26 protein-coding genes are annotated in these 26,868 nt (G+C 48.9%); 13 read left to right on the top strand and 13 right to left on the bottom strand.

What is annotated here, in order from left to right:
• Nucleotides 1-42: 42 nt before the first annotated feature.
• The gene (locus ACFSUS_RS05780) at nt 43-762 is read left to right on the top strand and encodes a sterol desaturase family protein (RefSeq protein WP_381520336.1); all 720 of its coding nucleotides are present in this window, start codon (nt 43-45) and stop codon (nt 760-762) included.
• 254 nt (nt 763-1,016) lie between these two features.
• On the opposite strand, the gene ACFSUS_RS05775 is transcribed toward ACFSUS_RS05780, so the two are convergent.
• The 4 genes from ACFSUS_RS05775 to ACFSUS_RS05760 form a co-directional block, all read right to left on the bottom strand.
• Nucleotides 1,017-1,430 carry a putative toxin-antitoxin system toxin component, PIN family gene (locus ACFSUS_RS05775; RefSeq protein WP_381520333.1) on the bottom strand — a complete coding sequence of 138 codons (414 nt, stop codon included), beginning with the start codon at nt 1,428-1,430 and terminating at the stop codon, nt 1,017-1,019.
• Nucleotides 1,427-1,651 (bottom strand): hypothetical protein, encoded by a 225-nt coding sequence (locus tag ACFSUS_RS05770; RefSeq protein ID WP_381520330.1) that lies wholly within the window; start codon nt 1,649-1,651, stop codon nt 1,427-1,429. The genes ACFSUS_RS05775 and ACFSUS_RS05770 overlap by 4 nt, the downstream gene beginning before the upstream one ends.
• A gap of 22 nt (nt 1,652-1,673) precedes the next feature.
• Nucleotides 1,674-5,123 carry a pyruvate carboxylase gene (locus ACFSUS_RS05765; RefSeq protein ID WP_381520326.1) on the bottom strand — a complete coding sequence of 1,150 codons (3,450 nt, stop codon included), beginning with the start codon at nt 5,121-5,123 and terminating at the stop codon, nt 1,674-1,676.
• A 179-nt stretch (nt 5,124-5,302) separates the two neighbouring features.
• Nucleotides 5,303-5,860, bottom strand: coding sequence for a 3'-5' exonuclease (locus ACFSUS_RS05760; protein ID WP_381520323.1), 558 nt, complete (start codon nt 5,858-5,860; stop codon nt 5,303-5,305).
• Nucleotides 5,861-5,983: 123 nt separating this feature from the next.
• Here ACFSUS_RS05760 and ACFSUS_RS05755 point away from each other — a divergent pair, with 123 nt between their 5' ends.
• A complete protein-coding gene (locus tag ACFSUS_RS05755) occupies nt 5,984-6,646 on the top strand; it encodes a DUF1345 domain-containing protein (RefSeq protein ID WP_381520320.1) in 663 nt (220 codons plus the stop codon).
• Here ACFSUS_RS05755 and ACFSUS_RS05750 read toward each other — a convergent pair.
• The 5 genes from ACFSUS_RS05750 to ACFSUS_RS05730 form a co-directional block, all read right to left on the bottom strand.
• Nucleotides 6,643-6,813 carry a hypothetical protein gene (locus ACFSUS_RS05750; RefSeq protein WP_381520317.1) on the bottom strand — a complete coding sequence of 57 codons (171 nt, stop codon included), beginning with the start codon at nt 6,811-6,813 and terminating at the stop codon, nt 6,643-6,645. The two genes, ACFSUS_RS05755 and ACFSUS_RS05750, sit on opposite strands and share 4 nt — an antisense overlap.
• A gap of 6 nt (nt 6,814-6,819) precedes the next feature.
• Nucleotides 6,820-7,056 carry a PIN domain-containing protein gene (locus ACFSUS_RS05745; RefSeq protein WP_381520529.1) on the bottom strand — a complete coding sequence of 79 codons (237 nt, stop codon included), beginning with the start codon at nt 7,054-7,056 and terminating at the stop codon, nt 6,820-6,822.
• Nucleotides 7,053-7,247 carry a PIN domain-containing protein gene (locus tag ACFSUS_RS05740; RefSeq protein ID WP_381520526.1) on the bottom strand — a complete coding sequence of 65 codons (195 nt, stop codon included), beginning with the start codon at nt 7,245-7,247 and terminating at the stop codon, nt 7,053-7,055. The genes ACFSUS_RS05745 and ACFSUS_RS05740 overlap by 4 nt, the downstream gene beginning before the upstream one ends.
• Nucleotides 7,248-7,385: 138 nt before the next feature.
• Nucleotides 7,386-7,631 (bottom strand): hypothetical protein, encoded by a 246-nt coding sequence (locus ACFSUS_RS05735; RefSeq protein ID WP_381520314.1) that lies wholly within the window; start codon nt 7,629-7,631, stop codon nt 7,386-7,388.
• A 49-nt stretch (nt 7,632-7,680) separates the two neighbouring features.
• Nucleotides 7,681-8,916 (bottom strand): nucleoside recognition domain-containing protein, encoded by a 1,236-nt coding sequence (locus ACFSUS_RS05730; protein WP_381520311.1) that lies wholly within the window; start codon nt 8,914-8,916, stop codon nt 7,681-7,683.
• A gap of 180 nt (nt 8,917-9,096) precedes the next feature.
• Here ACFSUS_RS05730 and ACFSUS_RS05725 point away from each other — a divergent pair, with 180 nt between their 5' ends.
• Complete coding sequence (locus ACFSUS_RS05725) at nt 9,097-9,690, top strand: M15 family metallopeptidase (RefSeq protein ID WP_381520308.1); 594 nt, start codon at nt 9,097-9,099, stop codon at nt 9,688-9,690.
• 75 nt (nt 9,691-9,765) lie between these two features.
• On the opposite strand, the gene ACFSUS_RS05720 is transcribed toward ACFSUS_RS05725, so the two are convergent.
• Genes ACFSUS_RS05720 through panC form a run of 3 tightly spaced genes read right to left on the bottom strand, consistent with a single transcriptional unit; the run spans nt 9,766 to nt 11,305 of the window.
• Entirely contained in the window at nt 9,766-10,272 is a 507-nt protein-coding gene (locus ACFSUS_RS05720; protein ID WP_381520306.1) for a DUF6169 family protein, read from the bottom strand.
• Complete coding sequence (locus tag ACFSUS_RS05715) at nt 10,244-10,426, bottom strand: hypothetical protein (RefSeq protein WP_381520303.1); 183 nt, start codon at nt 10,424-10,426, stop codon at nt 10,244-10,246. Before ACFSUS_RS05715 ends, ACFSUS_RS05720 begins: the two co-directional genes overlap by 29 nt.
• A gap of 39 nt (nt 10,427-10,465) precedes the next feature.
• On the bottom strand, nt 10,466-11,305 hold the full coding sequence (gene panC, locus ACFSUS_RS05710) for a pantoate--beta-alanine ligase (protein ID WP_381520300.1): 840 nt from the start codon (nt 11,303-11,305) through the stop codon (nt 10,466-10,468).
• A gap of 193 nt (nt 11,306-11,498) precedes the next feature.
• Here panC and ACFSUS_RS05705 point away from each other — a divergent pair, with 193 nt between their 5' ends.
• From ACFSUS_RS05705 to ACFSUS_RS05670, 8 genes are all read left to right on the top strand, one after another.
• Complete coding sequence (locus ACFSUS_RS05705; protein ID WP_381520298.1) at nt 11,499-12,305, top strand: glycogen/starch synthase; 807 nt, start codon at nt 11,499-11,501, stop codon at nt 12,303-12,305.
• Nucleotides 12,241-13,704 (top strand): DUF4270 family protein, encoded by a 1,464-nt coding sequence (locus tag ACFSUS_RS05700; RefSeq protein ID WP_381520295.1) that lies wholly within the window; start codon nt 12,241-12,243, stop codon nt 13,702-13,704. The genes ACFSUS_RS05705 and ACFSUS_RS05700 overlap by 65 nt, the downstream gene beginning before the upstream one ends.
• 144 nt (nt 13,705-13,848) lie before the next feature.
• On the top strand, nt 13,849-15,687 hold the full coding sequence (gene glmS / locus ACFSUS_RS05695; protein WP_381520293.1) for a glutamine--fructose-6-phosphate transaminase (isomerizing): 1,839 nt from the start codon (nt 13,849-13,851) through the stop codon (nt 15,685-15,687).
• 126 nt (nt 15,688-15,813) lie between these two features.
• On the top strand, nt 15,814-16,371 hold the full coding sequence (locus ACFSUS_RS05690; RefSeq protein ID WP_381520290.1) for an RNA polymerase sigma factor: 558 nt from the start codon (nt 15,814-15,816) through the stop codon (nt 16,369-16,371).
• Nucleotides 16,343-17,059 carry a hypothetical protein gene (locus ACFSUS_RS05685; RefSeq protein WP_381520287.1) on the top strand — a complete coding sequence of 239 codons (717 nt, stop codon included), beginning with the start codon at nt 16,343-16,345 and terminating at the stop codon, nt 17,057-17,059. The genes ACFSUS_RS05690 and ACFSUS_RS05685 overlap by 29 nt, the downstream gene beginning before the upstream one ends.
• Nucleotides 17,060-17,061: 2 nt before the next feature.
• The gene (locus ACFSUS_RS05680) at nt 17,062-18,156 is read left to right on the top strand and encodes a hypothetical protein (RefSeq protein WP_381520285.1); all 1,095 of its coding nucleotides are present in this window, start codon (nt 17,062-17,064) and stop codon (nt 18,154-18,156) included.
• A 210-nt stretch (nt 18,157-18,366) separates the two neighbouring features.
• On the top strand, nt 18,367-19,068 hold the full coding sequence (locus tag ACFSUS_RS05675) for a hypothetical protein (RefSeq protein WP_381520283.1): 702 nt from the start codon (nt 18,367-18,369) through the stop codon (nt 19,066-19,068).
• Between the two features lie 147 nt (nt 19,069-19,215).
• Nucleotides 19,216-19,812 (top strand): YbhB/YbcL family Raf kinase inhibitor-like protein, encoded by a 597-nt coding sequence (locus ACFSUS_RS05670; RefSeq protein ID WP_381520280.1) that lies wholly within the window; start codon nt 19,216-19,218, stop codon nt 19,810-19,812.
• Between the two features lie 68 nt (nt 19,813-19,880).
• Here ACFSUS_RS05670 and ACFSUS_RS05665 read toward each other — a convergent pair whose 3' ends face one another.
• Nucleotides 19,881-20,633 carry a DUF2490 domain-containing protein gene (locus ACFSUS_RS05665; protein WP_381520278.1) on the bottom strand — a complete coding sequence of 251 codons (753 nt, stop codon included), beginning with the start codon at nt 20,631-20,633 and terminating at the stop codon, nt 19,881-19,883.
• Between the two features lie 448 nt (nt 20,634-21,081).
• Here ACFSUS_RS05665 and ACFSUS_RS05660 point away from each other — a divergent pair, with 448 nt between their 5' ends.
• Nucleotides 21,082-23,649 carry a TonB-dependent receptor gene (locus ACFSUS_RS05660; protein WP_381520275.1) on the top strand — a complete coding sequence of 856 codons (2,568 nt, stop codon included), beginning with the start codon at nt 21,082-21,084 and terminating at the stop codon, nt 23,647-23,649.
• A 208-nt stretch (nt 23,650-23,857) separates the two neighbouring features.
• Nucleotides 23,858-26,776, top strand: a complete 2,919-nt coding sequence (locus tag ACFSUS_RS05655; protein ID WP_381520273.1) for a TonB-dependent receptor domain-containing protein — start codon at nt 23,858-23,860, stop codon at nt 26,774-26,776.
• Nucleotides 26,777-26,868 lie beyond the last annotated feature (92 nt).

The raw sequence follows: 26,868 nt of genomic DNA, 5'->3' as shown, positions 1-26,868 counted from the left end.
AGATGGTTGATTTGGGTATTGTTTCACCCAAATTTAATCGCTATGTTACCTGTTATTTTTGCTGTATTTGCTGGCTGTTTCGTGCTCGAACGGCTTATTCCTGGCTGGAAATTGCCGACTGTTCCGACCTGGACAATTCGTGTTTTGGCCATCAACTTTGTGCAGTTGATTGTTGTCGTTGTTGCTGGATTCACCTGGGAGAAGTGGCTATCAGCTTTTTCTGTATTTCACCTGTCTGATCAGGTTGGTAACGTTGCTGGGGGCGTTATTGCGTATATCATCGCAACCTTTATCTTTTATTGGTGGCACCGGTGGCGCCACACGGTTGATTTTCTGTGGACACACTTTCATCAGATTCACCACAGTCCACAACGGCTGGAAGTTATTACGTCTTTCTACAAGCATCCACTCGAAATGACGGTCAATTCGGTTATTGGGAGTCTGCTTGTTTACACGTTACTGAGGTTAAATGCCGAGGCTGGCGCAATATATACGTTGTGTACGGCGCTGGGCGAGTTTTTCTATCACACCAACGTCAAAACACCACAATGGATCGGGTATGTTTTTCAACGTCCGGAGATGCATCGCATCCATCATGAGTACGAGAAGCACACCAGTAATTACGGAGATATTGTCTGGTGGGACATGTTGTTTGGCACTTACCAGAATCCGAAAGAGTTTCGTTCAACCTGCGGCTTTGATGAAGAAAAAGAATTGCGATTAGGCGATATGCTCCGGTTTAAAGATGTGCATCAGGAGTAAACAGATAAGCCTCCGCACATTGCGGAGGCTTATCTGTTTATGCAACTTGCCGAAATTGGTCATTGATAGGTATTAATCTAAGCTCGTCAATGTCGCGGTTTACTTCGTACAGAGTATCTGGATCAAACGCCAATGGACTTTGTTGTTTGATCTCAGCACCGCCCTCAAAAGTTAAATGTTGAATTGGAATGTTAACCCAATGCTTCAGCAACGGATACGTACTTGAACGACACTTACCATGTTCATGAGGGGTTTCACTTTGCTTCCAGCATCAGTTTGAAAGTAACTAGATTGATAACGGTTATTTTGGGAAACTCAACCGTGGCCAGTACCTGATAATGGCGGTCTTCGGTTACGATGAAGTCAGCGTTAGCGGCAAAAGCACAATTGACAAATTTATCGTCATCAGGATCATGAGTGATCATATCCATCAGGTGAAAATAAATTTCCACCTGATGGATATGATCAGATTGGGTCAGCAACTGATAAACGGCTTCAGAAACATCCGGATTAAAATAATGGCTAACCAGCTCAACGTATTCAGTCAGAATTTCATTAGAGATGTATAAATCGAACTGTTTTTGCCGGATGGCCTGAAACAACCAATAATATTGAGATCGCTCTGATATCGACACCAGTAGGCAGTTTGTATCTAATACAACTCTCATCCTGCCTTGTTTTTGCGCAGGTCAGCCTTTAGCCATTCATTCATCATATCGTTTGAATAACCTTTTTCATCCCATACCTGATTAGCTGCTTTTGCCGCTTTCTCAGCGAAATAATCAACAATGCGCTGATTGATAGCTAGCAAATCTTCTTCCGAAACCTGGTTGGCATAGAGTTTTAGTAAGCGCATCTGCAGGTTTGATAATGGCGGATTCGTAGACATAATCGTGTCTGTTTTAACGAAGTTACGACAATTCCACCACGCAGTCGTCCTGCTCCACCACGGTTCCTTCCTGCAAGACGATTTTAGCTACTTTACCCTCTTTTTGGGCCGCCACAATACTTTCCATTTTCATGGCTTCAATCACAAATAGCGGCTGATTCTTCTTCACAGCATCGCCTTCTTTTACCAGGATACGCGTTAGTCGACCCTGAAGTGGGGCACCTACATCACCGTCTTTGCTAACTTTTGGATTGATTGCCTTCTCAACCTTCGACGCTTTGTCGCGCACCTGTACTTGGCGACTCTGACCGTTCAGCTCAAACGTAATCGTTCGCATGCCATACTCATCCGGCTCCGACATGAACAGCAGTCGAACCAGAATATTTTTACCTTCCTCAATGTTGATCAGGATCTCCTCGTTCTCTTTTAAACCATAGAAGAAGGCAGGAGTTGGAATCACGCTTACGTCGCCGTATTGGTCATTAGCTTTGTAATATTCCTCGTACACTTTGGGGTACATCTGGTACGAGAGGTAGTCTACGAAGCCATCGTTGTTTGGATATTTTTCCTTGAAGGAAGTAAAGTCCTGATCAAAGTCAATCGGCTTTAGGTGCTCGTTCGGGCGACCGGTGATGGGTTCTTCTCCCTTCAGAACTGCCTGCTGGATATCTTGCGGGAAACCACCGACAGGTTGTCCTAACTCGCCTTTGAAAAAGCCTTTGACCGATTCAGGGAAGGCTAGCGAATCACCTTTCTCCCGAACATCATCGGCCGTCAGATTATTGGCCGTCATGAAGATGGCCATATCACCCACCACTTTTGACGATGGCGTCACTTTTACGATGTCGCCGAATAGTTGATTGGCAATAACGTAGTTCTTCTTCAGCGTCTCGAACTTATCACCCAGACCGGTGGCAATGGCTTGCGGCTTTAAGTTTGAATACTGACCGCCGGGTATTTCGTTTTCGTACACCTCGGCGCTCCCTGCTTTCATGCCTGACTCAAACGGATAGTAGTATTCCCGAACGTCTTCCCAATAGTTGGAGTAGGCGTTGAGGGACGGCAGGTTTATAGGGCATTCGCGTTCGTGGCCCTGCATCATGGCTACCACGGAGTTAAAGTTAGGCTGTGAGGTTAGACCCGATAAGGCGCCCAGGGCACAATCGACAATATCGACGTTGGCATCAATCGCCTTCAGATAGGTTGCAGCCTGGATACCCGCCGTATCGTGCGTATGCAGGTGAATGGGAATACTTACGGCTTGCTTTAGCTCACGTACCAGTACCTCGGCGGCTAGCGGCTTCAATAGTCCGGCCATGTCTTTAATGGCTAGCAAATGCGCTCCTTCATCTTCAAGCTGGCGGGCTAGGTCGAGGTAATATTGTAATGTGTATTTTGGGTGGGCGGGACTTAGCATATCACCTGTATAGCAAATAGCAGCCTCGCAAAGGGCGTCGGTACGCTCACGAACAGCCCGAATGCTTACTTTCATGGCTTCGATCCAGTTCAGCGAATCAAAAATCCGGAAAACGTCAATACCGGTTTCCCAGGATTGCTCCACAAACTTCTCGATCAGGTTGTCGGGGTAGGCTGAGTAACCCACGGCGTTTGAGCCACGGAACAGCATTTGCAGCAGCATGTTTGGCATGGCTTCGCGCAGGGCTGCCAATCGCTTCCAGGGACTTTCGTAGAGGAAGCGCATCGATACATCGAACGTAGCGCCACCCCAAACTTCCATTGAAAACAGTTCAGGATGATTTTTAGCAAAACCTTCGGCAACCTTCTGCAAATCCTGCGTTCGGACGCGCGTCGCCAGCAAAGATTGATGTCCGTCGCGGAACGTAGTATCTGTATACAGAACGCACTTCTGGTCTTGCACCCATTGCACAAACTTCTCGCGACCGAGTTCTTTGAGCCGATTACGGTTGCCATCGGGATAAGTCCCGTAAATATCGTAAGGCGGCACAATGGGCGTGCGGAATACCTTACTATCATCTTTCTTCTTCACCTCCGGATTGCCATTAACAATCACATCGGCCAGGTAGTTGAGGACTCGGGTCGAGCGATCCTGAGGAGCGCGGAGGTTAAATAACTCAGGGTGATTTTCAATGAACGAAACTCGTGCTTCACCCCGCTGAAAAATTGGGTGGCTAATAACATTCAGCAGGAAGCCAATATTTGTTTTAACCCCCCGTATCCGGAACTCGACTAAGGCCCGTGTCAGTCGCTGCGTGGCCCCTTTCAACGTACGGCCCCGTGCCGACACCTTCACAATCATGGAGTCGAAGTAGGGCGAGATTTTCATGCCCGCATAGCTGCTGCCTTCGTCTAAGCGAATGCCAAAACCGGCTGCGTTGCGGTAAGCGATGATGGTACCGAAGTCGGGCTTGAAACCATTGGCAGGATCTTCAGTGGTAATCCGGCACTGAATAGCGTAACCATTAAGCGGTACTTCATCCTGATGATTGATATAAATACCATTGTCGGACAGTTTGTAGCCCATCGCGATCAGGATCTGGGTCCGCACGATGTCAATGCCCGTTACTTCCTCCGTAATGGTGTGTTCAACCTGGATACGCGGGTTAACCTCAATGAAGTAGATCGTTTCATTCTTATCAACCAGGAATTCGACCGTACCCGCATTGGAATAGTTCACCGCGCGTCCGAGTTGCAACGCGTATTCATACAGCTTGGTCTTCGTTTCCTGTCGTAAGCCGAATGATGGCGCGACTTCAACTACTTTCTGGAAACGCCGTTGTACCGAGCAATCACGTTCGTAGAGGTGAACGATGTTGCCATGCTGATCGCCCAACAACTGCACCTCAATATGCTTGGGGTCTTCAATGAATTTTTCGAGAAAGATCGTGTCGTCTCCGAAGGCGTTGCGGGCTTCGTTTTTAGCTTCTGTGAATGCTTTCTCAAATTGTTCGGCTTCGCGCACAACCCGCATTCCGCGACCGCCACCACCGGCAGCTGCTTTCACCATTACCGGAAAGCCAATCCGCTCGGCTTCGCTAAGGGCGAATTGCGGAGTCATGTTTTCCTCCCGCGAATCCGGAATCATCGGAACGCCCGCTTTCGTGGCTAAGTTTTTCGCCCGCACTTTATCGCCTAGTGCGTCCATCGCTTCGGGCGACGGACCGACGAAAATGATACCCTCTTCACGGCACCGACGAGCCAGTTTGACGTTTTCAGACAGAAAGCCGTAACCGGGATGAATGGCGTCGATTTGGTGTCGTTTGGCCAATAGAACGATGCCTTCTACGTCCAGGTACGGTTTTAACGGTTCATCGTCGCGGCCAATCTGGTAGGCTTCGTCAGCTTTGTAGCGGTGGAGTGAATAGCGGTCTTCATAGGTATAGACAGCGACGGTTGTAATGCCTAATTCGGTGGCGGCCCGCATGATGCGGATGGCGATTTCGCCCCGGTTGGCGACCAATAAGCGTTTAATCGGGCGGATGTAGTCCTTCATAATTATCAACAAAAACGGCTTCAGGCTATACTGGTGTCAAATGACAAGGCAAGATTGTTGAAAATTTTGAAAAATGGAGGACCGGCGGTATAAACGTTGGATAAGATAGTTTTTTCCGGGAATATTACAGGAGATGTTAAGCGCATAGGCCTTATTTGCTCCCTGATAGTCGCCTGTGCTTATAACACCCCTCGCTTTTTCAACTCGAAAAAGCACTGGGCAGTGGCCAGCCGGTCGGCCTGGGCGTTGTGCAGGCCACGCATAGGTTTGTTAAACAGCAAGGCATACAGCTCGTCTAATTTAAGCCAGTCACCGGTTTTCGATATGAGCCGACTTGCCTCCATGGTGCACACTGTTGGTTTGGCTAAAAATTCTGCCTGGCGTCCTGCCCGGACAAATTCAGCTCCAATTACATTATAATCCAGTTCGATAAAATGCCCAGCCCAACTGTTAGCGTGTTCAATGACAGCGCTTAATTGGGTCAGAACACGGGTAAGTGGCAGTCCATATGCCTGCGCTTCTTCGGGCCGAATACCATGAACGCGTTGTGCTTCCCGGTTCCAGCGGTAGCCGTCGGGTTGTACTATACACGAATCACTGCTAAGTTCGTGACCTGTTTCGTCGTACAATCCCCACGAAACTGAAATTAAACGGGGCCAGTTAGACGTGTCAGTGTAAGACAGTTCATACAACTGGGGTAGACCATTGGTTTCAGTATCAACAATCAAATAGGTCATATGGATGAGGGGTTGGTAATGTGGTCAGTTACACAACTATTTTAAATACCCGCTTCTGCGTGAACGCTTGGTTTATACAGGCTGGACGTATTGCTTCGCAGTCTATAGTTTTTAACGAACGATATGATATCGGCCTTACTTCGCTACGTTAGCTGTCTGGATACGCACCACCGCCTGATGATTGCCTTACCCGTGTCAATCATTGCTTATTTTATAATACCAGCGGATTTTGATACGCCAGCACGTATTACCATTGTGTGGGTGTCGTATGCCATGACCGTATTGTCTCTGGTCTGGACCTCAATTATCTTGCTCCATCCACGAGATCTACCCCGCATCTCGAAGATTCAGGATTCGAGTCGTACGGTGATTCTAATATTTGTGGTCGGAGCGGCCGTAGCAAGTTTGTTTGCCGTTATTGCTTTGCTCGACGGTATGGGGAAAACCGACCGCCTGGCTCACATACTATTAGCGGTTCTGGCCGTAGCCTGTGCCTGGGGCCTGGTACACACGGTGTTTACTATTCGCTATGCTCACTTGTATTATGGTAATCAGTCAGACCCCGCAAAACGGCCCGGCGGCCTTGACTTTCCGCACGAACCAGAACCAGATTACCTTGATTTCGCGTACTTCTCCTTCGTTATTGGTATGACCAGTCAGGTGTCTGATGTGGCCATTGGTTCGCGACCCATACGACGGACGGCTCTGGCTCATGGTGTTGTGTCGTTTGTATTCAATACCATCATCATTGCCCTAACCATTAGTAGCCTTTCGGGTGCGCTTTAACTGGATCGTTTAGTTTGTCTTTTGGCTTTCTCCTGTTGCTCTTTTTCATAGGCTTCACGCTGCCGTTTATCAGAGATCAAATTGCGGTACAGGCCGTTGAGGACGTAAATGTCATCCACCTCATCAATGAGTCGGTGGAGGTGTTCGCGGACTTGAGTAATGTTCATTACTGGTTAGCTTGTTGATTCAAATTCGTCGTTCTGACTGAACAACTCGTCTAAGGTGACGATGTTTGTAAAACCCCGTAGTCGCAGACCATGAGCAAAAGGCTTATCGCGAGTAAGTAAAGGTATATTCAACTGCAAAGCCAGAGCTACGTAAGCAGTATCTTTTTGGTCAATGTCCTTACAAAGCAGAAACGCCTGATAATAGTTTTGAGTCGTTATCAACAGATTTGGAACGACTGTCAGCCTGCAAACACAGAAAGTGTGAATTTCCTGAATTGCTCCGCCGACAACTTCGTGCGTTGAAGGATAACTTCCTGATAGATCTGCATTTCTTCCAACGCAAAATCAGCCGTAAAAAATCGATTGTCGGCCAGAAGCTTCAGGTAAAAATCGTGTCCACTGATGAGACAGCCAAATAGAACGTTTGCGTCAATAACGAACTCGCGAGGATGCTATGGTGACACCATGTGTCGGAAGAAGTAATGCGACAAGTACAAGTCGCCACCCAACTGCCTCTTAGTTGGAGTAATTTTGATGGATAGATATCCCTGGATTTATAGTCGGAAGCAATTTTACTTAAAAGCTTCTGGTGGAAGCTTATCTTTTATCGTATGCTTATAAGTCTCCCAAACCTTTTGGCGCGACTCTTCCATCATACTTTCCCAGTCAATATCCGATTCATCCAGATTTTTCTTTATTTCTTGTGCTTCCCGACTAAGTTCTTCCCAAGCCAGTAGCCGCTCAAATCGTTCGGCCAGGGCTTGTGCTCCATAACGGGCCAATACATCATCACTGACTTTTATCTGAATTGTTGTCATCGTAGGAAAGCTCATCTATCAAATATAACAAATTAGCTGTTGTTTTGGCTCAATGGAAAAAGAAATAGCCCAGCGCAATGCCGGCAATGACACCCATTAAGTCCGCAAACAAACCAAACGGAATGGCGTAACGTGAGTTGCGAATGCCCACCGAGCCGAAGTACAACGCTACGATGTAAAACGTTGTGTCGGCCGCGCCCTGGAACATGCAGGCCAGGCGTCCTACGAACGAGTCAGGACCGAACTGTTTCATCGCATCAATCATTAGCGCCCGCGACCCCGAACCGCTAAGTGGCCGCATGAGGGCTACAGGTAGAGCATCGGTAAACTCGGTGTTCAGTCCCGTGAAGCTGAAACCGTATTTCAAGCCGTCGATAACGTAGTCCATTGCACCCGAACTGCGAAAGGCGCTGATCGCAACCAGCATACCAACCAGGTATGGAATGATCCGTACGGAGGTTTCAAAACCACCTTTGGCCCCCTCGATGAATGCGTCGAAGATATCTACCTTTTTACGCATGGCTCCCAGCAGGAACGATACAATGATGAGCATCAGAATAAGGTTGCCCGTTACCTTCGATATAACCTCAATCTCTTCTTTAGTCTTCGTGGAGAGATACCACAAGGCCAGCCCAATTAAAGCGGTGATACCTCCAAGCCAGCCAAGCACGGTGCTGTTGATCAGGTTGATCCGTTGCTTGACGGCTACCGCCACCATGCTTACAACAGTGGCAACGTAAGTAGCAATCAGACACGGAATAAAAATGTCCGATGGGTCTTTTGCTCCTAGAACGGCCCGTTGAGCCATGATGCTGAGCGGAATGATCGTCAGGCCCGACGTATGCAGCACCAAAAACATGATTTGCGCATTAGAGGCCGTCTCTTTGGTTGGGTTCAACTCCTGTAAGCTAGCCATTGCTTTTAGGCCAAAGGGCGTAGCGGCATTATCCAGACCAAGCATGTTGGCCGAGAAGTTCATAATCATCTGGCCGTTGGCGGGGTGATCTCTGGGTACTTCAGGAAACAGTTTGTGGAAGAATGGGCCAATGATACGGGCTAAGAAGTTGATAGCCCCAGCCTTTTCGCCTATGTTCAGCAAACCTAGGAAAAACGTCATTACGCCCGCCAGTGGCAGCGCAATGTCCATCACCGCAACTTTTGAAGAATCGAATAAACCTTCGACAATGACTTTAAAGATTTCGGTGTCGCCGAGAAAGATTAATTTGACTAAGGCGACCAGAAAAGCAATGACAAAGAAAGCAACCCAAATGTAGTTAAGTGCCATGTACGGTTAGGTTTGGTGAGCAAAGTAGCGGGTTTTGGCTTTATTTGTGGTATGAAATCACATAAAAAAGTTGTAACGCAGCTATGCATACAGATACACAGAATCTCCGTGTACCTCTGTGTTTTCTTTGTGTATCTCTGTGTCACAACTGTTTTTGCACAGAGTAAATTAGAAACAGCTATGCAAAAGCAAGGCTTAGTCGATGTGCAGAAAGTAGACCCAACTATCCTGGTAGAGCTAAAATATTCAACTACCGATAATTTTGTCGGTAAGGACGTATATGGCGACTTAACCCGTGCCTATATGCAACCTATGGCCGCTCGTAAACTAGCTGAGGCCAGCAAATATTTGCAGGAAAAACACCCGGATTTACGTCTGTTAGTGTATGATGCCGCCCGACCCCGCTCGGCCCAGTGGAATCTCTGGAATGCGTTGCCGAATATGCCCGAGGGGGAGCGTCAGAAATACGTAGCGGACCCAAGAAAAGGCTCCATTCATAACTATGGCTGCGCCGTTGACCTAACCGTGGCGACGAAGGACGGTAAACCGCTTGACATGGGTACCAAGTACGACTACTTCGGTGAGCTGGCTTATCCGTCCAAAGAAGCTGAGTTGCTCAAAGCAGGTAAATTAACCAAACAACAGATTGAGAACCGGCAAATTCTGCGTACGGCCATGCTACAGGGCGGCTTCAGCCGAATCGAATTTGAATGGTGGCATTTCAATTCACTCTCCCGGGAAAAGGCTAAGATGGCGTTTCGAATTGTGGAGTGATTCGGACGATTAGGCACACAGAACACAAAGATTTTTCTATTCTGTGTGCCTATGTGTTTACAATCAACTCTGATTTTACTTGTCCTCGTTGTAATTCCTGGCCAGCCGTTCAAACTCGTCAATGATCGTGTGGCGGTGCGGATGGCCCATTCTAAAGATCAGTGATAAGTAATACGTAATACCATTTGTATCGGGGAAACTGGTGTCAATTTTGAGAAATCCCGAGTCGTTAAATTCATAAAACCAGGCGCCAAACTTACGAACACGAGCCATGTGCCGGGCATCGGCGGTTTCGCAGATGTAAAGCAGAATCCTCTCTTTATCGACAAAGAAATCATGGCAGATAGCGGCAATGGTTACTGCGATGGCTGGGTCTAGACGAGGCTTGCTAGAAGTTGGGCGTGTCAGATCAATGACTAATTCATAAACCTGTTCCCTAATTTCAGAATAAGCTTCAAATAAATATGGCGTAGGTTTGAATTTAACAGTATAGGCAGCGCCTTGAACTGTTGTAAACAAGTAAGAATTAAACTCGTCCCCAGCAAATCTAAATTTATACGGATTGATATTTTCGCTGAGCATTCTGATCGTCCAATTCTCTTACAATTCGCTGTATCTCTGGATCATTTTTAAATGCTTCCCGCATCTGCCGTTTCGTCTCGCGCTTTTCGGCCGCAAGTCGACGCAGCAACGCAATTGTTTCATTCGGAGCCTCCTGATCGTTTGTCGGTTTCATAGTATTTGTCTCTTTCTGACGAAGATAACACTTCTCCATTCAAAACACCAGATTATCAATCAATCGCACGTTACCCAGGTGAGCCGCCAGACAGATGGCCGTTTGACCCGGCGCCAGCACTTCACCGACGGATTGAAGCGTATCGGCATTGACAATGTCGACGTATTCCAGCCGAAAATTAGGGTTTGTCGTGAAGAAACCCGTTACAGCAGCTTTCGCCTGACTAGTGCTCTGACCTTCCATCAGTAAATCATGAGCAAGCGTTAATGCTTTGTACAGCAGGGGAGCCTGTTCGCGCTCTCCGGGGGCGAGGTTCCGGTTCCGTGACGACATCGCCAACCCATCGTTCTCGCGAACAGTTGGGCAACGAATTAAATCAACCGGAAAGCTCAGATCACGGATCAGTCGACGTACTACGGCAACCTGCTGTAAGTCTTTCTGACCGAAATAAGCCCGATTAGGCTGCACAATGTTAAACAGTTTAGCCACTACAATGCCTACACCGTTGAAATGCCCCGGCCGAAAAGCTCCCTCCATCACAGTCTCCAACTCGCCAAAATTCAGTTTCAACACCGGAGATTCGACATACATTTCATTTACAGACGGAGTAAAGACAATATCACAACCTGCTGCTTCCAGCTTTTGGCAGTCTTCTTCGAGCGTACGTGGGTAGCGAGCCAGATCGTCGGGGTTGTTGAATTGAACAGGGTTAACAAAGATGCTACTGACAATAACATCGTTGTCTCGTTTAGCTGTGTCAATCAGAGTAATATGGCCGTCGTGTAGGGCACCCATGGTTGGCACGAGGGCAATGCTATGAGCGGCATGGAGTGAATTAAGGTGTTGACGGAGAGTTGCAATAGTTTCGAAACGAAGCATAGAGCGTGGGGCGAAGGGCCAGGGGCGAAGGGTTTAGGGAGCCATGAAACGTACGAACGTGTCGTTCACTTACCTCTTGCCCCAGGCCCCGAGCCCTCAGCTTTTTTTGCACAAATCTTATTGAAATACGGGAAAAAATTGTATAATTTTGCAAGTTTTTTAGTTCTCTCAGACAACACACGCTTCCCTTATTATGAGCAAACTACGTATCCTCTACGTTGCCAGCGAAATCAATCCTTTCCTGAAAACGTCTGATGTCGCTGACTTCGTCCGCAAACTGCCACAGGCAATGCAGGAGCGGGGGATGGAGATCCGAATTCTGGTGCCGCGCTTCGGGCTGATTAACGAACGCAAGAACCGGTTACATGAAGTGGTGCGGTTGTCAGGTATCAATATTGCGGTGGGCGACGAAGAGAAACCATTGATTATCAAGGTAGCCTCTATCCCCACGGCCAAGTTACAAGTCTATTTTATTGACAACGAAGACTATTTCCAGCGGAAGTACGTTTTCCATGACAAAGAAAACCGGTTCTACGATGACAATGACGAGCGGGCTATTTTCTTTTGCAAAGGCGTTTTAGAAACCGTTAAGAAGCTTGGCTGGGCTCCCGACATCGTTCATTGCAATGACTGGATGACGGCGCTGATTCCGCTCTATCTTAAAACAACCTACCGCAACGACCCGATGTTTAAGGACACCAAATCGGTCTTTACGGTCTATAATAACGCGTTTGAGCACCGCTTTGAAGGCGACATCATTGAGAAAGCCCGCATGATGGACATTGATGATGAAATGCTGGCAGAATTGAAAACGGCCGATTTTCAGGGATTCATTCGTATCGGTAGTGCTTATGCCGACGCCGTTGTGCGAGCGGAAGAAGAGTCGAGCGAAAGCCTGAATGCCATTTTAACTGATTTACCCGAACATAAATTTGATGCTGCCGAAGATGAAGATGTCGCAGAACGCTATTATAACCTCTACACGCAACTGGCTGGCTAGTTGGAGCACCCGTCTTTTCTTACTGGCGGGGGCGGTAGCGGGGGTTATAGCCTGCGAAGAACCTAAAGAGATTGGATTGCCACCCACCACACCGGTGGATGTTTCATATACTGACACGATCACAGTCACGCGAGAGACGATTCGGTTCGACTCGGTACGTAGCAACGATCAAGGTAACCTGATGGTGGGCCGATACGTCGACCCTGTGTTCGGGAAAGTTCAGGCCAGAGCCTTCTTCGAGCTTAGTCAATATAGCACCGCAGGCGATTTCGTTGTTAATGACTCAGCAACGACTAATCCGACGCCTGCTAACCGTATTATCTATGACTCAACGCGGTTGTTCCTGGACTACGACCGATTTAACTCCTTCTATGGTGATACGACGCAAGCGCAGGAGTTACAGCTTTATCGCTTAACCGATAGTCTGATCACAAAAGCTAATTATGACATCAGTAGTAGCGTACCAGCCGAAAGCCAACCGCTGATTCGGCAGGTAATTCGACCGCGTCCTACAACTACCGACTCGTTATCGTTCCGTCTAGCGTTACCCGACGCGATTGGTCGTGAACTGATGACGCTGGCGAACACCGACGCAGGTAAACTAGCTAATCCTGCTTTGTTTAAAGCAAAAATTCAGCGTGGATTTTTGCTGACATCGACCAGTAATGATCGAGCAGCTGTTTTAAGTTTTTCGCGGTTATCAGCGGTGTATGTTTACTTCCACGTTGAAGGCGAGAAAACCACGAAGATCCAGGCATTTTTGTTGAATGGTAAACGCTTTAACCAGATAACAGCTGACCGAAACGGTACGCCTTTAGCGTCGTTGCAGCGTGGTCAGACATTGTCTTCTACTGCCGCCAACGGCCGCACCTTTGTGCAGCCGGCTACGGGGGTGACAACGAAATTGACATTTCCAACGCTGGTGAATCTGGTGAGGTCAGGTCGGGTTGCCATTAACCGGGCTGATCTGGTCATTACGCCCGCAAATTCAAACGGCGCTACAGTATATTTTCCGCCATATTTGGCACTGGCTGAGGCCGATGAGCAGAATCGTCTGCGTCGGCTACCAATAGGAGGTTTTCCGTTCATGGTACCCTCCATCGGGCCTGAAACTCGTTTAGCAAGTAGCTTTTTTGGGGCACAACTAGTAGCACGGGCTTCTCGAACTAATGAATACACGTTCGATATGAGTGGCTATCTGCAATCAATCGTTACGAACCTCAGCCCGAACACAGGATTGGCGTTAATGACTCCAAGTAGCTCGCTGTTTTCAGTGTCACAATCTACCGGACAAGGTGTTGATAACAGTCAACTGTATCTCACTGACCGTGTCTGGCGGATGGAGCTGAATGGCAACACCAGCGTGAAACTGATTGTGTTCTATACGACATCACAATAAGCTGGCGATTGCCAATCCAATTTACATTTTCGCGAAAAGAGCCGGACATTCCGGCTTTTTTCCGTTTATTTTACTTTTAAAGGCATTCTGGCACTGGTAGCCTTGCCGGTGAATTCGGGAGATAACACCTAAACAGATTAATCTATGTGTGGCATTGTAGCCTATGTTGGACATCGGGAAGCGTGTCCGTTGGTGATAAAAGGGTTGAAACGGCTTGAATACCGCGGTTATGACAGTGCGGGCGTAGCGCTGATGAACGGCCAGGGACTAAAAGTCTACAAAAAGAAAGGCAAAGTGGCTGCGCTGGAGCAGGAGCTAGCCGGCAAAGATACGCACGCCACAGTGGGCATGGGGCACACACGCTGGGCAACCCACGGAGAGCCAAACGACGTCAATGCCCACCCACATTATTCGTTTCATCGCAAGCTGGCCATCATACACAATGGCATTATCGAGAACTACGCGGCTATCAAGCAGGCGTTGCTGAAGAAAGGGCATACTTTCACGAGCGAAACCGACACCGAAGTACTAGGGCAATTCATTGAAGACATTTGGGAGAACAATGGGGGCACTCTCGAAGACGCCGTGCGGCTGGCGTTGCAGGAGGTAGTTGGAGCCTATGCCATCGTGATCATGAACGAAGCCGACCCTACGCAACTTATTGCAGCCCGAAAAGGCTCGCCATTGGTGATTGGTGTAGGCGAGAATGAGTTTTTTCTTGCTTCCGACGCTACCCCAATTGTTGAATACACCAAGGACGTTATTTATCTGAACGATTATGAGATTGCCGTTATTAAAGACGGTGAACTCAGAGTGGTAACGCTGGATAACACAACGACAACGCCTTACGTGCACAAGATAGAGCTGGAGTTGGAAGCCATCGAAAAAGGTGGTTTCGATCACTTCATGCTCAAGGAAATCTTTGAACAGCCCCGCTCCATTGCCGACTCGATGCGGGGGCGTGTCCAGGCTGACGCGGGTCATTTACAGCTGGGTGGACTACGCGATTACCTGGATAAACTAGCCAAGTCAAAGCGGATTGTCATTATTGGCTGCGGAACGTCGTGGCATGCTGGTCTGGTTGCTGAATACATCTTTGAAGAGCTCGCCCGGATTCCCGTCGAAGTAGAATATGCCTCGGAGTTTCGTTACCGAAATCCAATCATAAAAGAAGGCGATATCGTCATTGCTATTTCGCAGTCGGGTGAAACCGCCGATACGTTGGCCGCCATCGAATTAGCTAAGTCAAAAGGAGCAACGATTTTCGGCGTTTGTAACGTAGTGGGCTCGTCTATCGCGCGCGCAACTGATGCAGGTGCCTACACCCACGCTGGTCCAGAAATTGGTGTCGCCAGCACCAAAGCGTTTACGGCTCAGGTAACGGTGCTCACATTGATGGCCTTAGCCGCAGCGAAGCGCAAAGGCACTATTTCTGACTCCTTGTTCCGGCAGTTGCTGGCTGAATTGGAGAGTGTGCCGGCAAAGGTTGAAAGGGTATTACAGGCGGCCGACAAGATTAAGGAGATCGCCTACATCTTTACCTATGCCCGCAACTTTATCTATTTAGGCCGCGGACTGAACTTCCCGGTTGCGCTGGAAGGGGCATTGAAGCTAAAAGAAATCAGCTACATTCATGCCGAGGGGTATCCAGCAGCTGAAATGAAGCACGGACCAATTGCACTTATCGACGAAGATATGCCCGTGGTTGTGATCGCTACAAAAGACTCTTCCTACGAAAAAGTTGTTTCCAATATTCAGGAAGTGAAGGCCCGCAAAGGCCGCGTTATTGCGATTACCACGGAAGGCGACACGCACCTCCCTGGCATGGTTGACTTTACGATTGAAATCCCTAAAGTTCATGACGTTCTGATGCCGCTGATTTCAGTAGTGCCTTTGCAACTGCTGGCCTACGACATTGCCGTGATGCGGGGCCGCAACGTTGACCAGCCCCGGAACCTGGCCAAGTCGGTGACGGTAGAATAATGAAACCTTTTCATGAAAAGGCCATTGCTTTGTCAGAGCAATGGCTTTTTTATTTTCTCCGGGCAACCCTTTTGCAAGAACTGGCATTTCTGTCCTTAGAATCGATTTTGGTAATCAGTTCCGCTCATGTCGCAGCAGCTTGTCGAACAGTGTCAACGAGGTAATGCCTTCGCCCAAAAGCGGCTGTTCGACCAGTATGCTAACCGGTTGTTTCGCGTGAGTCTGCGCTACGTTCGCAATGAGCTCGAAGCTGAAGAGGTGTTGATGAACGGGTTCTTAAAGGCCTTTCGAGGCATTGTTGACTTTACGTACCGCGACGATAACGGTTTGGAAGCCTGGCTACGACGTATTGTGGTGAACGAAGCGCTGCAACATCTGCGAGCCAACCGGAGCTTACCGTTGTTCCAGGCCGAAGAAACGGCGGATGTCCAGCCCGACCCAGCGCCGTTACCCGATGCCGGGCTAGACGTTGAACGTATCTACGGGCTTATCCGCGAGTTGCCGACGGGCTATCGAACGGTATTTAACTTATACGTAATCGAGGGCTACACCCATCGTGAAATTGCCGAGCAACTGCATATTTCAGAAAACACATCAAAATCACAATTAAGCAAAGCAAGAGCCTTGCTTCAGGAACGATTAATTCAGTACGGTTATGAAGCAGAAATCCGACGAATCTCTTGATCAGTGGGTTCGGCAGTCGCTTGACCGCCTGCCCGACGCTCCTCCGCCCGGCTCAGCTTTTGATACTGAACGCTTGTGGGGCCAGATGTGGCCGCAAGTTGCGGCAACGCCCATCGGTTGGCAACGGCTGGCAGGATGGTGGATAGCAGCGTGCGTAACTGGTCTGATACTGGGAGTAGTCTGGATAGGGCAGTTGGCCGAAAACAAGCCTCTAGCGACGCAAAAACCGCAATTACTACCCGCTACACCCAAGGAAAAACCAGCCATGAACCTTACCGATCGACAGTTGGCTCAGGAGTTGGTTAGTCATCGGCAGGTAAAACCGGTAACGATGCACCGAGTAGCGGCTAAACAACTGATCAGGACTAAGCCTCAACCTACGGTGCACGTTACGGAGCCCATAGCAGCTGTTGCCCAATTAGTAGAAGCTTTGATAACGCCAGATACGGCGGCTACCTCAGTGGTAGCTAAACCAGTTGAGCCGGTGAGAACGATTGCTGCTAAACCGGCTAGCCGACGCTTCCGGGTAGTGCATGAAAACGAACTGCGGGCAGAAGAAGAAGCTCGACCTAAACTGTATCGTTCCGAACACTTTGTCAGATTGGGCACTGGAAGTCAACGAGCCATAGACGATGTTCGGCCATCATCCCCCATTATATTGCCTCTGACAACAAAAACAAATCAATAAATATGCGAACAATCAACTGGGTTGCCTTGCTCCTGATGAGCATGGCCGGGAATGTTATGGCTCAACCAAGCGGCCCACGCTTAGCAGAACCAGGCGCCAAACGTAAATACAACGGCCTGAGCCATATTGAGGTTGATTTAGGGCAGCGTAACACCTTGCTGGTCGGCTTTGATCGGTACGCTCAGGTTCAGGCGCGGCAAAACGTCGACTCGGTGCTTCGGTTGTTTGTGGCTGATTACCGAAAAGTACAGGATACAACGCAGAGTCCGACACGTGCTGTTCATGCGCTGTTTCGGCTTGGCGAGGCTGATCGAGGGGTGGACCTACGTTATACACCTCAGACCACTGAATCGTTTCGGTTCAGTGATGGCGAAGAACCGGCGGCTGTTAAAAAGCAACAAGATACGCTGCAAGTCGTGTGGTCAATTACAGGAAACCAGGCAACCTACTATGATTTCAGTATCTACCTGCTCGTTAACGATCTGAGCGATATTGAGCGATTCCTGAAAGCGGGCGGAGTTAATGCTAACCTACGAAAGGCACTTGAGTCAGTACAACAATACAAGGGGCATGATCTAACGAGTCCTCGCATGTCATTTGATATGATTCAGCAGGACAATAAAGAAGCTCGTTTTTTAAGCCCTGGTTTAGCGAAAAGTCCCTTCATTAGCTTTCAGCCAGGCGTGGGTGTTGGTTTAATTCGCAATCAGTGGGTGCCGTCGCTGAATTTTGAGGTGCAGTTTGTTCCGACTCAGCTCCACAATGTAGGGTATTCGGTCAGTTACCTATCTAACTTTTTCTTCTCGCAATCTAATTTGAATGACCGCCTTCAGACATTTCGCAATGATTTTCTGAATGTAGGAGTAGCATTTTACTATTTCAACAAAGATGGTCAGACATCTGCTTTTAGTCGACAGATATTTTCGTTTTACGTAGGAATCCCGGTACATAGAAGCGGATTCTATTTTGATCGGGATGCCGTACGATTGAGTGGTACTGCGTATCAGAAGGGTCTCTTTAAAGTCCAGCCAGAATTGTACATGAACGGCTTCTTTAGGCATGTCAATCCTGGCTTGAAACTAGTTGTTGGACTCTAAATTTAACCAGCATAGAGGAAGGTTTTAGAGAGTCTGTTTGGTGCTGGTTATCCACTCGTTTAATGCCGATAAATTTACCCTGTTATCTTTATGTTATCGCTTTGTTATCAGTGGTTTGTTGCTTATATTTACCTCCCCGATTACAATCAACAACCATACTAATGATGCCGGGTTTTGGCTTACAAACCAACGCTCGGTTTCCTCAACCGCATGAAGCGAGGACGCACAAATCCGAACCAACTCCAGATTGATTTTCTGGCGGCTTTCCGCCGGATGCTCATTAGCCTCGGTAGTCCCGAGAATCTACCCGTTAACGAAAGCTTGTTCATGCGCATGACCGATCAGTGGGAAAGCACCCACGTCATGCCAGCCGACCTATTATTTCACAAAAGCCCGGTTGAAGCTGTCGTTTTTCGGCTGCAGAAAGCCGACCGCGATAGTGGTACTGATCGCCTACGCTTTCCCGACGAAATGATTGCCGGTGAGATTCGCGGAGAACAGGGCTTAACCGGCTTTTCGGCTAAGTTTCGTGAGCAAGGCTGGATCATTCTTCCTGCCGAGCTATCGGCTATGTACAAAAACTTATTCCTTACTATTCTGACGGCTTCTATCGGACTGGAGCATTTGTATCCCTCCCGTACCGAGTTGCTGTCCGAGGCCGAACGTGTAGCGCTGGCTGCGATGCTTTCGGAAGATGAAGTGCGTAAGTTTTTTGGCCTGCGGCTTTCGAAATTTCCGGATAGCTTCCGCAGCGAAGTAGCCAACTACTTCAATTTGCCATTCGATTACGTCCTGAAACGGGCCAACCATTTAGGATTAGTTTCGGAGCAGGTGATTGAAGAGTCTCGCAGTAATACCCAACCGCTACGTTCGGCAACGCTACGGCGTCCGCAGAGCAGTCGGGCCGCGTAGGTGGGGCACCGTAGAGCTGAATTAAGCGTTAAGTATTTATTACTACCTTTCTAGATAGTAGATAAAGACCCTAGTAAAGCCATAACTTAACAAAGTTTAGCTTTAAATTGCCGGTTAAAGACGTGAACGTGTTTAACCGGTTTTTTTATGCGCTTATTTCTAAAAATTCTTTTAGGTAGTATCATGGCCTTGGGAGTATTGGCAGTCATCATGCATTTCCGAGCCAAAAGCCAACGAGAAGAAGAAAAAGCCTATCACACCGGACTACCCAAAAATCTTACCCTCTCCAGCCGCTCGTTTCCTCCCAATGGCGATATGCCCGTGAATTGTACTTGCAAAGGACAGGAGCTGTCGCCCGCACTGGCGTGGGAAGGTAATCAGCCCGACGCTGAATCCTATGTGGTGCTGGCAACGGATTACGACGTGCCAACGCCTGCCTTTCCTGTATTCAACTTATCGCACTGGGTCGTGTTTAATCTACCTGCATCGGCTCGTAGTTTGCCCGAGGGAGCCTCGGCCGAGCAGATGCGAATGCTGGGTGGTAAAGTTGGTAAGAACTCAACTGGTGATTCGAAATACATCGGCCCTTGCCCGCCCCTTGGTCGCCATGGCTATGTGTTCCGCGTTTATGCGCTCGATGAGCCTTTATCCTTTACTGTCATACCCGACAAGCAAACCATTCTGAACGCAATGAAAGGGCACATTTTAGGGTATGGCGAATTGACTGGCTATTTTGGAAAGTAAGCCTGTGCATACCCTCTCTCCGACAAACTAATCCCTGGCCTTCAGGCGCGTGACTACCCGACCAAGCACTATGGCTGCTGACGAAAGTCTAAAGTGTGAAAGACAAAAAAACGTAGTGTGCGGTTGCTGACAAATGAACTGCCAGCAGGTTGCTGAACAAACTGATTCATGTAACCAAGCTGCGCCGTCAGGCTCTTGCTGAACGGGTATGAGACCCCAACAAAGAAGCGATTCTGGTCAAAATAATTATAGGTGATCTGTTTGCCTGCATTAACAAACACTTCATCCTGCAGAACAAAGTTGGGGACTCCTGGCTGGATGGTTTCGCCCTTGAACGGTATTTGAAGCATGAAGTTGTACCGGAACCGCCAATTGAAGCCATAACCGTCGGCCAGCTGATCGCCCTGAACGCGGTGGTTGAACCGTTGCTCAGCCCTGACCCATTGTAGTAAGTTAAAACGCCCGGCCCGGCCCGTCCACCAGACTTGTTGCCAGGGCCGATGCTCAGGACGAATCGTGCCGCTGGGCGATAAGGCAGATCCAGCGTACGCGTAGCCCGCCGTGAGCCGCAGATTATCGTTTACGTAATAAGTTAGCCCGGCCCGAACCAGATTCAGGTTTAAACGGTCCAGAAAGTCGGTACGTCGGTGATGAAGGTCTACCCAGATACCCCAATGGTTACTGAATCGGGTCTGGTTGAAATATCCTAGCCAGGCTTGCTCTTGTTGCTGAACGAACTTAACCGGCGGTTGCGTCGGCTGCTGCGCCTGAACTAGACTCGAAGCAAGTAGTAAGAAGATAAGCAGTACTATTTTTTTCATAAAAGTGAACAAGAAGCTGAAATTGACTTTTTCCGCGAATAGCTAGATTCAAAACAAGAAAAAGAGTAAGACATTAAAATAATTAGGTCTTCTGTTTGGAAGTGGCAGCAATATACTACTTCCTTTGTAATCCCTATTAAATCAATAGGTTATAAGTACTAATAGTCTATCTACAACCGGGAGTATAGGGAGAATTAGTGCAAATATCTCATAGAGTATTATTAAAAGCCAACACAAATAACCAGAATGCGACACAAACCTGTCTGTTGAGGACATAAATCTACCATCTGTTAAATGAATGTGCCTGCTTAGAAAAGCGCACAATTGTGAGTTAACAAAGCCATTAAAGCGCCAGGGCGGCTCCCCTAGTTTTTTAACTTTTCGCATATGCAGGGCTGTTTTTGCGGGCCACTGCTCAACGAAGACTCTACACTAAATGCAATTGAGAATGAAACAAGTTTTAACATTAATGCTTTTTATAGGGGCCATTCTTGTTCCTCTGTTCTTGTCCGCTCAGGATGCCCCCATTATCAACGCGACTGTATCCGGAAAAGTCATTGACGCCCGCACCAAAGAATCATTGATCGGGGCCACCGTAACCATCAAAGGAACAACGAACGGCAGTACTACAGACCTGAACGGGCAATTTAATCTGATCACGGGTCAGAAGCTTCCCTTCACCGTTGTTGTTTCCTTCGTCGGTTATCAGCCTAAAGAATCCGTTATAAACGATAGTAACGTAGAAATTGAGCTTGAAGAAGGGGCCAATCAGTTAGCCGACGTGACGATTACTTCCCGTCGTCGTCAGGAGTCAGCACAGGATGTACCCATTCCAATCTCCATTGTGAGTGGTACCCGCGCTGAGGATGCCGGTGCTTTCAACGTAAACCGGCTGAAAGAGCTAGTACCAACTGTTCAGTTATATGCCTCAAATGCCCGAAACACAACGCTTAACATTCGCGGTTTAGGCTCTACGTATGGGTTGACAAACGATGGAATTGATCCGGGCGTTGGTTTTTACGTGGATGGTGTTTACTACGCTCGCCCGGCGGCAACGGCACTCGATTTTATCGATATTGAACAGGTAGAAGTGTTGAGAGGTCCTCAGGGGACGCTATTCGGTAAAAATACGACCGCCGGAGCCTTTAACATTACGACGCGCCCGGCCGGTTTTGTTCCGAGCGGAACGTTTGAATTGAGTTATGGCAATTATGGGTTCATTCAGGCCAAGGGATCACTCACGGGGCCATTGAGCAAGAAGCTGGCCGCGCGGATATCGTTTACCGGTACACAACGAAACGGGACGTTTTTCAATGTCCATACCCAACTGCCAATCAATGACATTAACAACATCGGCGTGCGCGGGCAACTTTTATACACCCCAACCGATAACGTAAAGATTACCTTGATTGGGGATGTCTCTGACCAGAAACCCAATGGGTATGGCTGGCCGGTAGCCGGGGTTGTTCCTACCAAACGAGCTGCGTATCGGCAGTTCAACGCCATCATTGCTGATTTAAATTACAAACTTCCCTATTCAAGCGCTTTTGAACGAATTGTTGATCTGGATACACCCTCAAAAGCGGATAACCAGCTTGGTGGGGTGTCGCTGAATGCCGATATTAAACTCGGCGGTGGCACATTAACGTCTACAACGGCCTGGCGGTATTGGAAGTGGAACCCATTGAACGACCGTGACTATATCGGCTTGCCAGTCTTTACAATTTCTGCCGGCAACTCGGTACACGATCAGTGGTCGCAGGAAATACGGTACTCTGGCAAGGTCTCGTCTCGATTGAGTGGTGTTGTTGGGGTATTTGGTCTTTGGCAGGATCTGCGATCTGATCCTGTTCAGACCGAAGAAGCTGGTTCTGCCCAATGGCGTTTTGCCCAAAGCTCGACCAGTGCCCTTTGGAAAACCCCGGGTCTGTTCGATAACTTCGGGATTCGCACCACTAACCGCATCCAGAGCACAGGTTTAGCGGCTTTTGGTCAGCTTGACTGGGCTGTAACAGATCGAATCCATGTTTTACCGGGCATCCGTTATAACTACGATAAGAAGGTAGCCAACTACAAACGGGAGACCTACGGTGGTCTGCAAACGACTGATCCGGCTTTATTAGCTTTAAAGAACGGCGTATATACGAATCAGGCGTTCGACATTGACGTGTCAGAGGGTAATTTCTCTGGCCAGCTGACCCTTCAATACAGAGCAAGTAATGCTTTTAATGCGTTCGGCACCTACTCGATAAGCTACAAACCCGTTGGGGTTAATATTGGTGGCTTGCCAACGGCCAATGGACAGGTGTTACTCGATCTGGCCCGAGTGAAGCCTGAGTTCGTAACTCACTACGAATTCGGTGTAAAAACGAAGCCTTCTCCGAGTTCTGTTCTGAACATTGTGTTCCATAATACCGAGATTAAAGACTTTCAGACGCAGGTACAAACGCCTGAGCCGGGGGTAAACCGAGGCTATCTGGCCAATGCCGAGAAAGTTCGGGTCATGGGGGTTGAAGTAGACGGAAATATTCGGGTAGCTAATTTTTTAACCTTGAACACAGCCATCGCTTACACCGATGGCAAGTACGTAACATTCCGTAATGCGCCAGTGCCACTTGAAGAAACGGGCGGAGAACAAGCTTTTAAAGACATTTCGGGGGGTGTGTTGCCCGGTATTTCAAAATGGTCAGGTTCTGTAGGGGGAGAAGCAACCGCCCGCGGAAAGCTCATCAGCCTGAAAGGAAATTACTTTTTTGGGGTAGATGCCTTCTATCGCTCGTCGTTTTCGTCGAGCCCATCTCCATCTCAGTATTTAAATATCGAGGGATATTCACTGATAAACGGCCGAATTGGCTTTAGAGCGTCCACCGGAATTACGATTTTCCTCTGGGGTAGAAATCTGTTCAATACCAATTACTACGAGCAGTTGCTGGCGGCTCCCGGAAGTGCCGGGCATTATGCCGGTATTTTGGGCGATCCCAGAACGTACGGCGTTACGTTGCGATATTCGTTCTAAACACCTGGCCAGACTCAATACGTTGCGCGGTTTTAGTCTGGCTCAAGCTAAAATGACATAACATAACTAGCTCCGGCTGTTTCCTCCACGAGTTTACTTGGACGAAACGCCCGGAGCTAGTTTTTAAATCGGCTGTTAACCGATTCGCGTATCTTTGCCAACCTTTGTATGGATCGAATACAACGTGTGGCTTTTCTAACTTAAATCTATGAGACAATTACTTCTATTTCTGTACTTTGCGTTATTGGTAAGTGCCAGTGCCTGGGCGCAGACCACTATTTCGGGACGAGTGACCGATTCAAAAAGTCAGCCTCTCCCCGGCGTCAATGTCCTTGTCAAAGGAACAACAACCGGAACTGTTACCAAACCGGACGGACAGTTTTCCCTTCAAACAAGCGAGTCGCTTCCCTTGACATTACAAGTGTCTTTTATCGGTTACGGTCGGCAAAACGTGGTCGTGCGGGGTAATAACTTTCGTAGCGTCGATATCAAACTTGTAGAAGAGGCTATTCTGACCGATGAAGTGGTGGTGTCGGCAAGCCGTGTACCCGAAGATATTCAGAAAGCGCCCGTGACGGTTGAAAAGCTGGGTGCCCGCCAGTTTGCCAACTCACCGGCCGCTACGCCCTTCGATGCGCTGCAGAATGTAAAAGGCGTTGATCTGCTGACGCAGAGCCTGACGTTTAAATCAGTAAACGTGCGGGGCTTTGGGGCGAACAATAACAACCGTTTCCTGCAACTTACGGATGGCATGGACAACCGCTCACCGGGCCTGGGCTTTGGCTTTGGTACGGTAGCCGGCGTGTCGGACCTCGACGTGGAGAGTATTGAACTGATTCCCGGCGCATCATCAGCTTTGTATGGCCCCGATGCCTTGCAGGGGTTGATGCTCACAACCAGCAAGAACCCATTTACGTATCAGGGCCTGAGCGCTCAGGTGAAAGTCGGGGCCAACAACTTTGGTAAAACCGGCTTCGGGCCGAAGCCTTACCTGGATTACGCCATTCGGTACGCCAAACAGCTCGGTACGCGTTTTGCCTTCAAGGTGAACTTTCAGCGGTTGACCGGCACTGATTTCATTGCTGACGATTATAGTGATCGCTCTACCAGCGCCCGAACCGGATTTTTTAGTACCGATCCTGACCGGGGGGGCATTGCTACGGGTATCGGTTACGTGCCCAATAACGATCCCAACACGAACTTTCAATACGATGGCGTCAACAACTACGGCGATGACATCAATAACGGCGGAGCATTTCGTTTTCCTAGTAACTACGCTAACACACTGCTGCGAAATCAGCTGGTTACCCGCACAGGCTATACTGAATTGGAGGTGCTGGGTAACAACGGTAAAGTGTTTAACAACCGGGCTAACGTATCCCTGCATTACAAATTAACTGACAAGATTGAAGCATCGCTGGGTTGGTATTACGGCAACGGCAACTTCATCCGTACGGCTAGCTTTCGGGAGTATTTCCCCGATTATCGACGGAATCAGTTCAAAGCTGAGGTGCGCGGAGAGAACTTCTTCCTGCGGGCGTATACGACCCAACAAAAGGCCGAAGGCTGGAACATTGGCCAGACGGCGCGGGCCATTAATGAAACCTGGAAGCCGCTGGCCATAACCGTGCCTGGCGCACCGGGGCAGCCGTCGGTGCTGACCGGCGGCTGGGCGTCTGAATTTGGCCTGGCATATTTCGACGGGGGAAAAAATGGGGGTATTGAGCAAGCGCGGTCGGTGGCTGATCGGGGGCGGTATCTGCCCGGGTCACCCGAATTTAACCGCCTGCGGGACGCTTACGCCAATACGTTCAATACAGACTTTATTCCGGGATCGACGACGGCTCGGGGCTTACGCTTCCGCGACAATTCGCAGCTGTGGCACTATGAAGGCATGTATAACTTCACAAAGCTGCTGAATGATGCCGTCGACGTTATTGCTGGGGCCAGCCTGCGCCATTACGCACTCGAGTCGGGTGGAACGGCTTTCCCACGTCGTCCTGACGGCTCCGAGTACACGATCAACGAAGTAGGTGCTTACGTACAGGCGTCCAAAAACCTTGCCTTCGGTGACCTGACAGTGAAGCCAACCGTGGCCGTTCGGTACGACAAAAATCAATATTTAAAAGGAGGATTGACGCCCCGAGCGTCGGCTGTGGTGAGCTATGGCGTGCATAACCTTCGGGCGTCGTGGCAATCGGCCTTCCGCAATCCGTCGCCGGGCCAGTTGTTTGCCATTCCGGCGGCTGGCCTGGCTGGTGAAATAGGCGGGTTACCGCAGGCCTATAACGGAGCCGGGCTGAACACGAATCCGGGTTATTTGCAGGTAGAAGTAACGCCGTACCAAAACAACACGGCAACCGCTGCTACGCCCCAGCCCTTTGTGGTTGACCCGAGCCGGTTCACGACCGAGAAAATCAAGACCTGGGAGATCGGGTATAAAACATTGGTCAGCAATAAATTTTACGTAGACATGTTCTATTTCGCGAGCCGATATACCGATTTCATCGCGGCCCAAACCGTTTACCAGTTGCTGACGCCAGGTGGTGGACCAACAGCGTTACTGACGTCTTCCAACTACCGAACGCTGCAGGTGAACTTCAATAATACCAACGAAATCTTCGTCCGCGGGGCTGGCATTGGTGCGGAGTACGGTTTCGGAAAAGGGTATACGTTGAGCGGCAACTACACTTATCAGAATGGCTTAGTCACGGCACGCGATGCCCGTGGTAACATTCGCAATGATTTGTCGGGTGTGCCGGTTGTGAAACGAAAAATGAGTAATCCTGAAGTGGCGCAACTAGGCCGTAACTTCTTTATCTCACCCGAAAATCGGTATAATATCAGCCTTAGCAACACCCGCCTGACCGACCGGCTTGGTGCCACCATCACCTACCGCTGGACCGACCGAACCTGGGTGGAGCAGGGCATAACCCAAGGCGACATCTGGCTGCCTTCGTGGAGCAGTGTTGACGCACAGGTATCGTACAAAGTTCCGTCGTTCAAATCGGTGGTGAAGTTGGGTGGCACGAATATTCTAAACAAATACTACGCGCAGGGTTACGGGTTAGCCCGTATCGGTGGCTTGTACTACGTAAGCATTACGTTTGACGAGTTGATGCGGTAGCTAAAAAGGGTGGGGATGAATCCCTACCCTTTTTGTTATATTTGGTAAAAACAGAAGTCTATGTTAACTACAATAGAGGCAACTTACGAAAA

Source organism: Spirosoma soli (assembly GCF_042684525.1).
Taxonomy (GTDB): domain Bacteria; phylum Bacteroidota; class Bacteroidia; order Cytophagales; family Spirosomataceae; genus Spirosoma; species Spirosoma soli.
This window is presented reverse-complemented; position numbering and strand designations above follow the sequence as displayed.

Bases quoted from the DNA above. Each gene is read 5' to 3' on its own strand.
- ACFSUS_RS05775 (WP_381520333.1), bottom strand. From the start codon at position 1,430: ATGAGAGTTGTATTAGATACAAACTGCCTACTGGTGTCGATATCAGAG.
- ACFSUS_RS05760 (WP_381520323.1), bottom strand. From the start codon at position 5,860: ATGACCTATTTGATTGTTGATACTGAAACCAATGGTCTACCCCAGTTG.
- ACFSUS_RS05770 (WP_381520330.1), bottom strand. From the start codon at position 1,651: ATGTCTACGAATCCGCCATTATCAAACCTGCAGATGCGCTTACTAAAA.
- ACFSUS_RS05730 (WP_381520311.1), bottom strand. From the start codon at position 8,916: ATGGCACTTAACTACATTTGGGTTGCTTTCTTTGTCATTGCTTTTCTG.
- panC (WP_381520300.1), bottom strand. From the start codon at position 11,305: ATGCTTCGTTTCGAAACTATTGCAACTCTCCGTCAACACCTTAATTCA.
- ACFSUS_RS05660 (WP_381520275.1), top strand. From the start codon at position 21,082: ATGAAACAAGTTTTAACATTAATGCTTTTTATAGGGGCCATTCTTGTT.
- ACFSUS_RS05750 (WP_381520317.1), bottom strand. From the start codon at position 6,813: ATGAACATTACTCAAGTCCGCGAACACCTCCACCGACTCATTGATGAG.
- ACFSUS_RS05655 (WP_381520273.1), top strand. From the start codon at position 23,858: ATGAGACAATTACTTCTATTTCTGTACTTTGCGTTATTGGTAAGTGCC.
- ACFSUS_RS05690 (WP_381520290.1), top strand. From the start codon at position 15,814: ATGTCGCAGCAGCTTGTCGAACAGTGTCAACGAGGTAATGCCTTCGCC.
- glmS (WP_381520293.1), top strand. From the start codon at position 13,849: ATGTGTGGCATTGTAGCCTATGTTGGACATCGGGAAGCGTGTCCGTTG.
- ACFSUS_RS05670 (WP_381520280.1), top strand. From the start codon at position 19,216: ATGCGCTTATTTCTAAAAATTCTTTTAGGTAGTATCATGGCCTTGGGA.
- ACFSUS_RS05755 (WP_381520320.1), top strand. From the start codon at position 5,984: ATGATATCGGCCTTACTTCGCTACGTTAGCTGTCTGGATACGCACCAC.
- ACFSUS_RS05665 (WP_381520278.1), bottom strand. From the start codon at position 20,633: ATGAAAAAAATAGTACTGCTTATCTTCTTACTACTTGCTTCGAGTCTA.
- ACFSUS_RS05720 (WP_381520306.1), bottom strand. From the start codon at position 10,272: ATGCTCAGCGAAAATATCAATCCGTATAAATTTAGATTTGCTGGGGAC.
- ACFSUS_RS05725 (WP_381520308.1), top strand. From the start codon at position 9,097: ATGCAAAAGCAAGGCTTAGTCGATGTGCAGAAAGTAGACCCAACTATC.
- ACFSUS_RS05675 (WP_381520283.1), top strand. From the start codon at position 18,367: ATGAAGCGAGGACGCACAAATCCGAACCAACTCCAGATTGATTTTCTG.
- ACFSUS_RS05780 (WP_381520336.1), top strand. From the start codon at position 43: ATGTTACCTGTTATTTTTGCTGTATTTGCTGGCTGTTTCGTGCTCGAA.
- ACFSUS_RS05715 (WP_381520303.1), bottom strand. From the start codon at position 10,426: ATGAAACCGACAAACGATCAGGAGGCTCCGAATGAAACAATTGCGTTG.
- ACFSUS_RS05680 (WP_381520285.1), top strand. From the start codon at position 17,062: ATGCGAACAATCAACTGGGTTGCCTTGCTCCTGATGAGCATGGCCGGG.
- ACFSUS_RS05705 (WP_381520298.1), top strand. From the start codon at position 11,499: ATGAGCAAACTACGTATCCTCTACGTTGCCAGCGAAATCAATCCTTTC.
- ACFSUS_RS05685 (WP_381520287.1), top strand. From the start codon at position 16,343: ATGAAGCAGAAATCCGACGAATCTCTTGATCAGTGGGTTCGGCAGTCG.
- ACFSUS_RS05765 (WP_381520326.1), bottom strand. From the start codon at position 5,123: ATGAAGGACTACATCCGCCCGATTAAACGCTTATTGGTCGCCAACCGG.
- ACFSUS_RS05700 (WP_381520295.1), top strand. From the start codon at position 12,241: ATGCTGCCGAAGATGAAGATGTCGCAGAACGCTATTATAACCTCTACA.
- ACFSUS_RS05735 (WP_381520314.1), bottom strand. From the start codon at position 7,631: ATGACAACAATTCAGATAAAAGTCAGTGATGATGTATTGGCCCGTTAT.